Annotated in this window: 10 protein-coding genes; 5 read left to right on the top strand and 5 right to left on the bottom strand. The window is 72.7% G+C overall.

Annotation, left to right across the window (positions count from 1 at the left end; genetic code table 11):
• Positions 1-22 precede the first annotated feature (22 nt).
• Both ABD948_RS12200 and ABD948_RS12195 read left to right on the top strand, forming a co-directional pair.
• The gene (locus tag ABD948_RS12200; RefSeq protein WP_345266112.1) at positions 23-793 is read left to right on the top strand and encodes a CoA transferase subunit A; all 771 of its coding nucleotides are present in this window, start codon (positions 23-25) and stop codon (positions 791-793) included.
• The gene (locus ABD948_RS12195; protein WP_345266110.1) at positions 790-1,428 is read left to right on the top strand and encodes a CoA transferase subunit B; all 639 of its coding nucleotides are present in this window, start codon (positions 790-792) and stop codon (positions 1,426-1,428) included. Before ABD948_RS12200 ends, ABD948_RS12195 begins: the two co-directional genes overlap by 4 nt.
• 2 nt (positions 1,429-1,430) lie before the next feature.
• On the opposite strand, the gene ABD948_RS12190 is transcribed toward ABD948_RS12195, so the two are convergent.
• Entirely contained in the window at positions 1,431-1,781 is a 351-nt protein-coding gene (locus ABD948_RS12190; RefSeq protein WP_345266108.1) for a TfoX/Sxy family protein, read from the bottom strand.
• A gap of 47 nt (positions 1,782-1,828) precedes the next feature.
• Here ABD948_RS12190 and ABD948_RS12185 point away from each other — a divergent pair, with 47 nt between their 5' ends.
• A complete protein-coding gene (locus ABD948_RS12185; RefSeq protein WP_345266106.1) occupies positions 1,829-3,130 on the top strand; it encodes an Nramp family divalent metal transporter in 1,302 nt (433 codons plus the stop codon).
• Positions 3,131-3,665: 535 nt separating this feature from the next.
• The gene (locus tag ABD948_RS12180) at positions 3,666-4,715 is read left to right on the top strand and encodes a reverse transcriptase family protein (protein ID WP_345266104.1); all 1,050 of its coding nucleotides are present in this window, start codon (positions 3,666-3,668) and stop codon (positions 4,713-4,715) included.
• Between the two features lie 110 nt (positions 4,716-4,825).
• Here the strand turns inward: ABD948_RS12180 and ABD948_RS12175 are convergent, their stop codons facing one another.
• Complete coding sequence (locus ABD948_RS12175) at positions 4,826-6,295, bottom strand: HNH endonuclease signature motif containing protein (protein ID WP_345266102.1); 1,470 nt, start codon at positions 6,293-6,295, stop codon at positions 4,826-4,828.
• Positions 6,296-6,612: 317 nt separating this feature from the next.
• Positions 6,613-7,551, bottom strand: coding sequence for an ATP-binding protein (locus ABD948_RS12170; RefSeq protein ID WP_345266100.1), 939 nt, complete (start codon positions 7,549-7,551; stop codon positions 6,613-6,615).
• Between the two features lie 92 nt (positions 7,552-7,643).
• Between ABD948_RS12170 and ABD948_RS12165 the strand changes: the two genes are divergently transcribed.
• The gene (locus ABD948_RS12165; RefSeq protein ID WP_345266098.1) at positions 7,644-9,197 is read left to right on the top strand and encodes an amino acid permease; all 1,554 of its coding nucleotides are present in this window, start codon (positions 7,644-7,646) and stop codon (positions 9,195-9,197) included.
• Here ABD948_RS12165 and ABD948_RS12160 read toward each other — a convergent pair.
• Entirely contained in the window at positions 9,126-11,531 is a 2,406-nt protein-coding gene (locus ABD948_RS12160; protein WP_345266096.1) for an ABC transporter permease, read from the bottom strand. The two genes, ABD948_RS12165 and ABD948_RS12160, sit on opposite strands and share 72 nt — an antisense overlap.
• Positions 11,528-12,328 carry an ABC transporter ATP-binding protein gene (locus ABD948_RS12155; protein ID WP_345266094.1) on the bottom strand — a complete coding sequence of 267 codons (801 nt, stop codon included), beginning with the start codon at positions 12,326-12,328 and terminating at the stop codon, positions 11,528-11,530. Before ABD948_RS12155 ends, ABD948_RS12160 begins: the two co-directional genes overlap by 4 nt.
• Positions 12,329-12,384 lie beyond the last annotated feature (56 nt).

Raw genomic sequence — 12,384 nt, 5'->3', positions numbered from 1 at the left:
GTCGCTGGGTTGGATCGGCCGCATGGACAAGGTGTGTGCGACGGCAGCGGAGGCGGTGGCCGACATCGGCTCGGGCGCCACGCTGGCCGTGGGCGGGTTCGGATTGTGCGGCATCCCCTCGGCGCTGATCGAGGCGGTGCTGGAGGCCGGCGTCGAGGACCTCGAGGCGGTCTCGAACAACTGCGGGGTCGACGACTGGGGGCTGGGCCGGCTGCTCATGGCCAAGCGGCTGCGCCGGATGATCAGCAGCTACGTCGGTGAGAACAAGGAGTTCGCCCGGCAGTACCTCTCCGGTGAGCTCGAGGTCGAGCTGACGCCGCAGGGCACCCTCGCCGAGCGCATGCGGGCAGGTGGCTCGGGCATCCCGGCGTTCTACACCGCCACCGGCGGCGGCACCCAGGTGGCCGAGGGCGGGCTGCCCTGGCGCTACGACAGCGAGGGCGCCGTCGTGGTGGCCTCGCCGCCGAAGGACACCCGCGTGTTTGGCGAGGGCGACGAGGCGCGCGAGTACGTGCTCGAGGAGGCGATCGTCGCGGACTTCGGTCTGGTGCGCGCCTGGCGCGGCGACCGGCACGGCAACCTCGTCTACCGCGACTCCGCGCGCAACTTCAACCCGCTCGCCGCCATGTGCGGCCGGGTCACCATCGCCGAGGTCGAGGAGCTGGTGGAGCCGGGGGAGCTGGACCCCAACCACGTGCACACCCCCGGGGTGTTCGTGCAGCGCGTGGTCGCGCTGACGCCCGAGCAGGCGGCCGAGAAGCGGATCGAGAAGAGGACGGTGCGGGAGGCATGAGCTGGACGCGTGAGCAGATGGCGGCGCGGGCGGCGTCGGAGCTGACCGACGGGTCGTACGTGAACCTCGGCATCGGGCTACCGACGCTGGTGCCCAACTACGTGGCCGACGACGTCGAGCTGGTGCTGCAGAGTGAGAACGGCATCCTCGGTGTCGGTGCCTACCCGGCGGCCGGCGAGGAGGACCCGGACCTCATCAACGCCGGCAAGGAGACCGTGACGGTGCGCCGCGGTGCCTCGTTCTTCGACTCCGCCACCTCGTTCGGGATGATCCGCGGCGGCAAGATCGACGCCGCGATCCTGGGCGCCATGCAGGTCTCGGCCGCCGGCGACATCGCCAACTGGATGATCCCCGGCAAGATGGTCAAGGGCATGGGTGGTGCCATGGACCTGGTGCACGGCGCCAAGCGGGTGATCGTGCTGATGGAGCACGTGGCCAAGGACGGCTCGTACAAGATCGTGGAGCAGTGCTCTCTGCCCTACACCGGCAAGGCCGTCGTCCAGCGGATCATCACCGACCTCGCGGTCATCGACGTCGTCCCCGCCTCGGAGGGTGGCGGTCTGAAGCTCGTCGAGCTGGCGCCCGACGTGACCGAGGACGAGGTGCGCGAGAAGACCGAGCCCGAGCTGGCCTGACCTCAGCGCTCCTTTGGGGGCAGCGCGGCGGCGACGGCGTCACCGCGCCGGCACCAGGCGCGGAGCGCGTCGTAGTCGGTGAGCAGCCCGGTGGCCACGACCACCCACGAGGCCGAGGCGCGCCCACCCATGACCATGGGCCCGACGCCGTCCTGGGCACGCAGCGCCGGGGAGTCCTCGGCCGGCACCCGCACGAGCAGTCCCTCGCCCGAGCCGGCGACGCAGACCGCCATGTGGCCGCCGTCGGTGAGGAAGCCCAGCCCGCCGAACATGGGGCGCTCGCGCACCGGCGCGACCGGCAGGCTCGGCACGAGGGCGCGCACCCGCTCGGCCAGCTGCTCGTCGTAGGGCATGTGAGCAGTCTGGCGCCGCGGCAGGGCGGGTGGAAGGGTGTCGCCCCATGAGCGACCTCGGGAGCACGCCCACCGACCCCGCCGCCGACGAGCGCCCACCCCGCTGGCGGGTGATCGGGCCCGGACTGGTGGTGGCGGCCACCGGGGTCGGAGCCGCCGACCTCGTGGCCACGCTGGTGGCGGGCTCGCGCTACGGCTACACGCTGCTGTGGGTGGCGGTGCTCGGCTCGATCATCAAGGTGATCCTGGTGGAGGGCGCGGGACGGTTCTCGCTCGCGACGGGCCGCACGATCTTCGAGGGTTGGCGCAGCATCGGCCCCTGGACCGCCTGGTACTTCGCTCCCTACATCATGGTCTGGGGCCTGGTCTACGGCGCGACGGCGATGTCCTCGACCGCGTTGCCGCTCGTCGCCGTGTTCCCCGACCTCCCTCTGCGGCCGGTCGCGATCGTCGCCGGGCTGGTGGGGCTGGCGCTGGTGTGGTTCGGCAGCTACGGCTTCTTCGAGAAGATCATGGCGGCGCTGATCGGCGTCATGTTCGTGGCGGTGATGGGCGCGGCGATCCTCACCCTGCCCAACCTGGGCGAGGTCCTGCTCGGCCTGCGCCCGATCGTGCCCGAGGGCTCGGTCGTCTACCTGCTCGGCATCCTCGGCGGCGTCGGCGGCACCATCACGCTCGCGGCCTACGGCTACTGGCTGCGCGAGAAGGGCTGGGTGACGCCGCGGTTCATGCGCGTCATGCGCCTCGACAACGGCGTCGCCTACGCCATCACCGGGCTGTTCGTGGTGGCCATGCTCGTCGTGGGCGCCGAGCTGCTCTACTCGGCCCAGATCGCGATCGACACCGGAGACCAGGGGCTCGTGCAGCTCAGCGACGTGCTCGAGGACCGCTACGGCCAGGTCTTCGGCTACGTGTTCCTCATCGGCTTCTTCGCCGCCTCCTTCTCCTCGCTGATCGGCGTCTGGAGCGGCGTCAGCCTGCTCTTCGCCGACTTCGTGGGCAACCTGCGCGGGCTGCCGTCCGGTCACCCCGACACCCGCACCGGCGGCCGCTACTTCCGGGTGTACCTGCTGTGGCTGACGTTCCCACCGATGCTCCTGCTGCTGCTCGACCGCCCGGTGGGTCTGATCCTCGCCTACGGCGTGCTCGGTGCCCTGTTCATGCCCTTCCTCGCCGTCACCCTGCTGATCCTCCTCAACCGCAAGGGTTCTGGACTCTCCGAGGACGACGGCGTACCGGATCAGTGGCGCAACCGCTGGCTCTCCAACGCCGGCATGGTGCTCTGCGCGGTGCTGTTCGTCGCGCTCGCGGTCAACGAGATCCGCAACGCGGTGGCGGGGGCTTTCTGACGCCTACGGCACGAGCGGGCGTGTCGCTGGTGGTGTGATGCCGTGGAGTCGTGGGCGCGGCTATCGTGCCCCGCGTGCGGCAGCGTTCTCTCGAGACGGCGGATCGGTGCGTGACACCGGTCAGCCTCCCCGGGGCTACCCCGGGGGCCACCGGAATGTTCGGGCACGGCACCGCGCGCGACTCGCTGCGCTTCGCTGCAGGTCATCGCGCGCACGACGGGACAGGTCGAGCAGCGCTGCCGCACGCTCCCTCGTCCGCCCGGCCCGCGCCAGCATGAGGGCCGACCTGGCGCGGGCGTTGGCGTCCGGCTTCCTCGCGGGGGAATGGACGTCGGCGGGACTCGCCACGAGCGGAGCCGCCGTCCTGGGACGCCGGGCACGGTGGCTGACGCCGCTCGTGCGTCAGACGCTGGAGCTCTATCCACGACCCCCACACGACCGGCCGCGAGAGCTGGCCACGAACATCGCCTCCCGCCCGGCGGCAGCGAAGGCAGCCCACGCAAGGCCGCTCAGGCAACCCGTGGCCGAGACCCGGATGACCACCAACCGCTGGCGGCTCCCGGTGCTCGACAACATCGGCGACCTCGCCGACCTCCTGGGCATCACCACGTCCGAGCTGGACTGGTTCTCCGACCCGCGCCACCTGGCACGCTCGACACCGACCGGACCTCTCCAGCACTACCGAGTCAGCCACAGGGTCGCCGCGAGCGGGGCCATCCGAGTCCTGGAGGCGCCCAAGAGACGACTCAAGACCCTTCAACGACAGCTGCTCGACGACGTCGCGTCCCTGATCCCTCCGCACCCCGCGGCCCGCGGCTTCCGCCCTGGCGGGTCGGTGCGGTCATACGCCGAGCCGCACGCGGGCCGGCCTGTCGTGATACGTCTGGACCTCGAGGCGTTCTTCGGCAGCATCACCGTCTCCAGGCTGTACGGGATCTGGCGCTCGGCGGGCTACCCCGAGCCGGTCGCGCACCGCCTGGCCGGTCTGGTGACCAGCACCCTGCCGCGCTCGGGCTGGCGTGCGGTCCCGCGCCCCGCGGACGACCGGCTCCTCGACGCGCACTGGCGCCTGGGCCGTCGACTGGCCGCGCCACACCTGCCCCAGGGAGCGCCCACCTCTCCCGCGATGGCCAACCTCGCGGCGTTCCGGCTCGATGTGCGCCTCACCGCGCTCGCGGAGTCGTGGGGTGGGCGGTACACACGCTACGCGGACGACCTCGCGTTCTCTGGTGACCGAGGTTGGGGAAGCGGCACGTCGCGACTGCTCGACGTCGTGGAGGAGATCGTCCGGGGCGAAGGATTCCGGCTCAACGCCCGCAAGACGGGGGTCATGCCTCGCGCTGGTCGTCAGACCCTCGGCGGGCTGGTCGTCAACCAGCGACCGCGGGTGTCTCGTGCCGAGGTCGACGTCCTGCGTGCCATCCTGCACAACTGCCGCCGTCACGGTCCGAGCAGCCAGAACCGGGCCGACGTCCCGGCGTTCGAGCACCACCTGCGCGGCCGGATCGCCTGGGTCGCCCAGCACGATGCCACCCGCGGGGCACGCCTGCTGGCTGACCACGCGGCCATCGACTGGACCCGATGAAGGATCGCTCTGGCTCCCGGACGGCTCACGCTACGACCTGGCACCACATCACGTGAGCGACTTCGGGCGGCGTCAGCTCGGCGCTCGGACAACTCGATGATCTGGCCGATCTACTCGGTCAGCGGGTAGTCGAAGACGGGATCGTCGGGAGATTCGGCTTCCCAGTCCTCGGGTGGTGGGGGTTTCGGCCACTGTGGTTCGTGGGTGCCGAGGTGGTCGCGGACGATGGTCATCCCGGTCTGGAACTCCCACTCGTAGGCACCCGGCCCGAGTCGTCGGTAGGTGACGGCGCCGTGGGTCTTGAACCTGTGGTGGCGTCGGCAGAGTGGGGCGAGGTTGCAGGTGCAGGTCGCGCCGCCCTGCTCGTAGGGCTTGAGGTGGTCGCAGTCGCAGCGGTCGCCGGGTCGGTTGCAGTGGGGGTAGACGCAGCGCGGGTCGGTCCACCGGGAGCGTTGCTTGATCCGGTCGGGGACCTCGTACTGCTCCACGTGCACCGCACCGTTGAGGTCGATGACCGGCCGGATGGTGATCTTGGCGGCGGTGCTGCACCACGCGCGGATCACGTCGGCGCTGACCGGGGTCTGGGTGCTCTCGAGGCGGCCGACCATGAACCCGGCGGCGGTGAAGGCCTCATCGGAGAGGTGCACGACCAGCTCGACCGCGCGGCCGTGCTGAGGCAACGGCTCCTGGACCTCGCCGGTCTCGAGGTCGAGGGCAAGCTGGTTGCGGGCCAGTTCGCCGACGGCGGCGGCGCGGCGGACGTCCAACGAGTCCTCGCACCCGGCCTTGCCGAGCGCCCTCGCGGTGTGACGGATCGCGGCCTCGAGGTCCGCAGCGTCCGCGGCGTCCAGGCACCCCGTCACCTCGACCGTGCCGGCCAACGACTCCAGGGTTCCGGCGATGGACTCGGTGCGGCGGGACTCGCCGACGTCGAAGAACCGCCGCTCGCGCTTCTTCTCCGCTGCTTCGGCTGCGGCGTCGGGATCGAACCTCGCCTGGGTCTCGGCCACCAGGCGCTCCATCTGGCGCTTGCCGATCTTGCCGGCCGCCGCCTCGACCTGCCGGTCCACGTGCCCCGCCGCCTCGTACGGGAGGCTCTGGGTGAGGTCGGCCAGCTCGAACGCCTTCCACACCGGCACCTGCAGCTCCTCCACCCGCCGGTACAGCCGCGGGAGGCGGTACTTGAGCTCCAGCACCCGCCCCACCAGGGTCAGACCGGCATCGGTGCCCATGCCGAGCGTGCTAGCGAGCTCCACCACCGCGAACTCGCTGACCACCGGCGCACCCGTACCCGCCACCGACAGCCAGCGGTCGCAGAATCCCTGGTCACCCAGGGCGGCCTCGAGCTCGGCGACCTGCTCGTCGCTCATGACGGCGTCGGGGTCGGGCTCGCCTTCGAGGTGGTCGTCGTCGAGGCGGTTGACCTTGGCCCACTCCACGATCATCCGGAGCTCGTCCACCTCGGACCGCATCCGGTTGGCCCGCGCCGAGCGCACCATCCGCAACGCGTGCTCACGCTCACCACGATCGCGCTCCTCGCGCGCGAGAGCCTCGGCGAGGTCGGGAGCGGTGGTGGTCATGGGTCTACCCAAGCACTCACCACCGACACTCCAGCCACGGTTTCGGGGGTTATCCACCGAGCACTCAGGAACAAGCTGGTAACAGTTTCCTGCACAGCGGACTGAGTGGTAAGTGTCGGCAGTTGAGTTCAGGGGTCTCGCATCGAGCACGCACCGTCCCTCGTTCCTCGGGACGGCGCTACTCGACCACCGGTAGGCGGCGTCGCCACCCGGCTGCGCGACCACCGGAAGGCGGCCGCCCTCCGTGACCCACCGCGGCACGTTCGCCGTCGTCGCTGGCGCTCCTCGCACCTCAACCAGCAGGGGATCGGCGCTCCTCAGGCGGAGCCGGCAGTCACGGGTCGACGTGCCAGCTCGAGCGCGAACCAGACGGTGGTGCCGGCGGCGTCGAGCTCGGAGCCCCAGCGGTCGGTGAGCTCCTCGACCAGGGCGAGACCGCGGCCGTGCACGCGCAGCGGGTCGACCAGGTCGGTGCTGGGGACCGTGGGGCGGTGGCGGGTGCCGGCGTCGCGCAGCACGACGGTGAGCACGCCGCGGTCGAGGGTGACACGCAGCTCGGAGGGGGAGCCGGTGTGCACGACCGCGTTGGTGACCACCTCGGAGAGGCAGAGCAGGGCGTCGTCGGCGACGTCGTCGTCCACCTCCCACTCCTGCAGCCGGTGCCGCACGGCCCGGCGGACCGTCCCGACCGCGCGTGGGTCGGGCTCCACCTCGACGTCCACCACCCGTGCGCCCTCGGGGACCGGTTGGGCGGCGAGCGGTGCGTCGGTGCGGGGGACCGCGGCCTGCGCTGCCCGCACCGTGGTGGCGATGTGCATGGCGCGTCGGACCAGGTCGAGGCGCTGCTCGGGGTCGAAGCGTTGCGCGATGCCGTAGAAGAGCACCAGACCCCCCACGGGTGGGCCGTCGGCGACCAGCGGGACGGCGGCGATGCTCGCGATCCCCGCCTCGCGCTGCTTGGCGACGACACCGTGGAAGCGCCCCTCGAGCTCGTCGAGGTCACCGAGGAGCACCTCGCCGGTGCGCACCACGGCGGTCAGCGGCACGTCGTCGTAGGCATCGATCAGGCACCAGTCGACGAGGGGGCCGCGGCGGTCGCTGGCGGTGAAGTGCAGACGGCGCCCACCGCCCTCGGTGAGCGCGAGGCCGGCCCGCACCACCCCGGGCAGCCCGGCGAGCAAGGCGAGCGACTCCGCGACGGCGACGTCGACGGGGCCGCCCGGTGGCGGCGTCGTGGAGTGGGGGAGGCCGGCCACCCGACGAGGGTAGCCCGACGCGTGGGACCGGCGGAGTGCGCGCGGCGGGGTGGCTGGCCAGGAGCCGGGGAGCGGGTCTAGCGTCCGATCCCATGAGCGTGTGGCGGACCAAGAGCATCGAGCAGTCCATCCAGGACACCGACGACCCGGAGACCAAGCTCCGCAAGGACCTCGGGGCGCTGGACCTCGTGGTGTTCGGCGTCGGCGTCATCATCGGCGCCGGGATCTTCGTGCTGACCGGCACCGTCGCGGCCACCAACTCGGGCCCCGCGCTCGCCATCAGCTTCGTGATCGCCGCGGTGGCGTGCGGCCTGGCGGGCCTGTGCTACGCGGAGTTCGCCTCGACCGTCCCGGTGGCCGGGAGCGCCTACACCTTCAGCTACGCCACGCTCGGCGAGCTGGTGGCCTGGATCATCGGGTGGGACCTGGTGCTCGAGTTCACCATCGGCTCGGCGGCCCTCGCCTCGAGCTTCTCGGGCTACCTCGACCAGGTGCTCGGCATCGCCGGGATCACCCTGCCGACCTCGCTCTCCTCGGCCTCCGACGGCTTCGTCGACCTGCCCGCGATGCTCGTGGCGCTGCTGGTGATGGGCATGCTGGTGCGCGGCACCAAGTTCTCCAGCCGCTTCAACCAGGTGGTCGTGGCGATCAAGCTGCTGGTGGTGGCGCTGGTGATCGTCGTCGGCGTCACGCTGATCGACACCGCCAACTGGGTGCCGTTCATCCCCGAGTCGCAGCCGGTGGGCGACACCGGCGGCGGGTTCCGCGACCTGCCGCTGATCACCTCGCTGTTCGGCATCGAGCCCGCCGTGTTCGGTGTCGGCGGCGTCATCGCGGGTGCGGCCATCGTCTTCTTCGCCTTCATCGGCTTCGACATCGTGGCCACCACCGCCGAGGAGGCCAAGAACCCCCAGCGCGACGTGCCGATCGGCATCCTGGGCTCGCTGGCCATCGTCACCGCGCTCTACGCGGCGGTCTCGCTGATCGTCACCGGCGTGCAGAGCTACGAGGACATCGACCCCTCCGACGGCGCCCCGCTGGCCACCGCCTTCGACGCAGCCGGCGCCGAGTGGGTGGGCAACATCGTGGCGGTGGGCGCGTGCATCGGCCTGATCGTCGTCGCGATGATCCTGATGCTCGGGCAGAGCCGCGTCGCCTTCGCGATGGCCCGCGACGGCCTGCTGCCGCGCTCGCTGGCCCGGGTGCACCCCACCTACGGCACGCCGCACCGCATCACGATCATCGCGGGCGTCGCCATCTCGCTGCTGGCGGGCTTCGTGGACCTGGAGACCCTCGCGAACCTGGTGAACATCGGCACCCTGTTCGCCTTCGTGCTGGTCAGCATCGCGGTGCTGGTGCTGCGCCGCACCCGGCCCGACCTCCCGCGCGCCTTCCGCACGCCGATCGCCCCGGTGGTGGCCGGCGGCGCCGTGCTGCTGTGCGTCTACCTGATGCTCAACCTCACCGGTGAGACCTGGGAGCGCTTCCTGATCTGGATGGCGCTCGGCGTGGTCGTCTACTTCGCCTACGGGCGCCGGCACAGCCGGCTCGGCCTGCAGGGCCGCGACGGCGCCTCACTCGACGGCCAGCCCGGCAGCGGGAGCGGTGCGGGCGGCACGGCGGGCGGGCAGCACCCCGGCCAGTAGCCCGGCGAGCCCGGCGACGGCGACGACGCCGGCCAGCTGCCCCCACGGCAGCACCATCGGCGTCTGCTCGACCGCGAGGGTCACCATCACCTGGACCCCCACCCAGGCGAAGGCCGTCCCGATCAGCGTCCCGATCAGGGTGGCGGCCACCGAGAGCAGCACCGCCTCGGCCGCGAGCGTGGCCCGCAGCTGACGGCGGGTGAGGCCGAGCGCACGCAGCAGCGCGTTCTCCCGGGCCCGCTCCAGCACCGAGAGCCCCAGGGTGTTGGCGATGCCCAGCAGCGCGATCACGACCGCGATGCCGAGCAGGCCGACCACGGAGCCGGTGACGACGTCGAGCTGCAGCTCCACCCACGCCCGGCCCTCGATGCCGGCGAGCGAGGTGGCGCCGCCGGCCTCCGCGACGTCGGCGAGGTCGGTGGCGAGCGCCGTACCGTCCACGTCGTCCGCGGTGCTGCCCCAGACGGCGAGCACCTGGGCGCCGGCGCCGCCGGCCAGCCGGGTCAGGGTGGCCGGCGCGACGACGGCGGCCTCCCCGAAGCCGTCGCCGGTGACGACGCGCAGCGTGACGGCGCCTCCGGGCCCGGTGACGCGGACCCTGCTGCCGGGGGTGACGCCGAGCGACCAGGGCACGAGCACCTCGCCGGCGGCCGGCGTCAGCACTGCGCGGTCGCGCGCCAGCGAGAGTGCGGCCTCGTCGGGTGCGAGGGCGGGGAGCGCACCGCCGCCGCGGACGCGCACCTGCACCCCGCGGACGGGCTCGGCCGCGGTGACTCCGTCGACCGCGCGCACGCGGGCGAGGTCGGCGTCGTCGAGCGCGTCGCCGCCGCTCACCACCAGGGCGTCGACCGGGTGCTGCCGGTCGAGCTCGGTGAGCAGCGCCGATCGAGCGGTGGCCATGCCGGTGAGCACGGCCGTGGTGAGCGTGACGCCGACCAGCAGCGACGCGGTGGTGGCGGCGGTGCGCCGCGGGTTGCGCACGGCGTTGTCGGTGGCGAGGCGCCCCGGGACGCCGGCCACTCCCAGCGCCCGCCCGCACCACCGCACGACTGCGGGCACGACCACCGGACCGAGCACCAGCACCCCGGTGAAGAAGACGGTGCCGCCACCGAGCATGGCGGGCACCGACTGGGCCAGGACCGCGAGCCCGAGCAGCGCCGTGCCGACGATCAGCATCAGCACCCCCAGCAGCACGCGACCGCGGCCGGCACGCGTGCCGAGCCCCGGTGCCGGCTCGGTGCGCAGCGCCGCGACGGGCGCCACGCGCGCGCTGCGCAGCGTGGGGAACCACGCGGCGACGAGCGTCACGAGCAGGCCGACGACGAAGGCGCCGGCGTACCAGGCGGGCGCGATGCTGACCCGGCCGAGGCCGACGTCGGGGAAGAGACGCGCGACGAGCGCAGTGATCGCGTGAGCCAGCAGGGTGCCGGCGAGGAGGCCCACCGTGGCGGCGGTGACGCCGAGCGCGAGCGCCTCGGTGCGCAGCGCGCGGACCACCTGACGACGGGTCGCGCCGACGCAGCGCAGCAGCGCCACCTCGCGCTGGCGCTGGGCGAGCAGGACGGCGAAGGTGTTGGCGATGACGAGCACGGAGACGAACAGCGCGATCGTGGCGAAGACCAGCAGCAGGATGGCGAGCACGTCGACGCCGTCGTTGGCCTGGACCACGAGCTGGGCCACGTACTCCTCGGCCGGCACGACGGTCGCCCCCGGTGCCACCCGGGTGATGGGATCGGTCGGACCGGCCCAGGTGACCAGGTCGACGCCCAGGGAGTCGACGAACGGCGCGAGGTCCCGCTGCGGCAGGTACAGCTGTCCGTACCCCGCGGACTCGACCAGGCCGACCACCCGCACCTGCAGGGTCTGCCGGCTGCCCGACGGGGTGAGCACCAGCTCGTCGCCGGGCTCCACCCCCACGGCTGCCGCGGCGTCGGCCTCGGCCACCGCCTCGCCCGGGCCCTGGGGCCAGGCACCCTCCAGCAGCTCCTCCTGACGCAGCGGGCCGGCGTCGGGGAGGAAGCCGATCAGCGTCTCCTCGGCCAGGACCCGACCGCCGCGCGAGGTGGAGGCCAACGCCACGCCCTGCACGGCGGCCTCGGCCCCCGCCTGCTCCGCGGCGGTCAGCAGCGGTGCGACGTCGCTGCCGCCGAGGCCGGTGAGCACGACGTCGGCGCCGGCGAACGGCGCGGAGACCTCCTGCTCGATGCCGTGGCGGGCCGAGGAGGAGATGCCCGCCGTCACGACGACGAACGTCACGCCGATGACGACGGCGAGGCCGGCCGCCACGTAGCGGCGCCCGTGGTGGCGCAGCGAGGCCAGCAGGACGGTCCTCATCGGGCACCTCCGCGCAGCGTCTCGACGAGCTGGTCGGCCGTGGGCTCCACCAGGTGCGCGCGGATCCGGCCGTCGGCGATCACCACGACGTCGTCGGCGTAGGCCGCGGCCTCCACCTCGTGGGTCACCATCACGACGGTCTGGCCGAGCTCGCGCACCGAGCGACGCAGGAAGTCGAGGACCTCCGCGGAGGTGGTGCTGTCGAGGTTGCCGGTGGGCTCGTCGGCGACGACGATCGCCGGCTGCGCGATGAGGGCGCGGGCGATCGCGACGCGCTGCTGCTGCCCGCCCGACAGCTCGGAGGGGCGGTGGTGCAGCCGGTCGCGCAGGCCCAGGGTGTCGACCACCTGGTCGAACCGGGCGCGGTCCTCCGCGCCCAGCCGCCCGCGGCGGCCGGTGCGGCCGGCCAGCTCGAGGGGAAGCACGATGTTCTGCTCCGCGCTCAGCACCGGCAGCAGGTTGAAGCTCTGGAACACGAAGCCGAGGTGCTGGCGGCGGAACAGCGTCAGGGCGGTGTCGTCGAGCTGCTCCAGCGCCGTGCCGGCCACCACCACCGAGCCGCTCGTGGGCTGGTCGAGGCCCGCCAGGCAGTGCAGCAGGGTGCTCTTGCCGGAGCCGCTGGCGCCCATGACGGCGGTGAAGCGGCCCGCCGGCAGGTCGAGGTCGACGCCGTCGAGGGCGCGCACCTCGGCGTCGCCGCGCCCGTAGGTGCGGGTGAGGCCGCGGGTGCTGGCGGCCAGGGTGGTGGCGCCGGCCCCGTGCTGGTGCTGGGAGGAGATGAGTGCTGTCCGGGTCATGCCTCCAGCCTCGGCGCCGGGAGGGGTGCCCGTCGTCCACCCGGGGTCTGGACCTG

It is taken from the genome of Nocardioides nanhaiensis (assembly GCF_039542785.1).
In the GTDB taxonomy this organism is placed as follows: Bacteria; Actinomycetota; Actinomycetes; order Propionibacteriales; family Nocardioidaceae; genus Nocardioides; species Nocardioides nanhaiensis.
The sequence above is the reverse complement of the archived record's forward strand: the minus strand, read 5'-3'. Positions and strand labels throughout refer to the sequence as shown.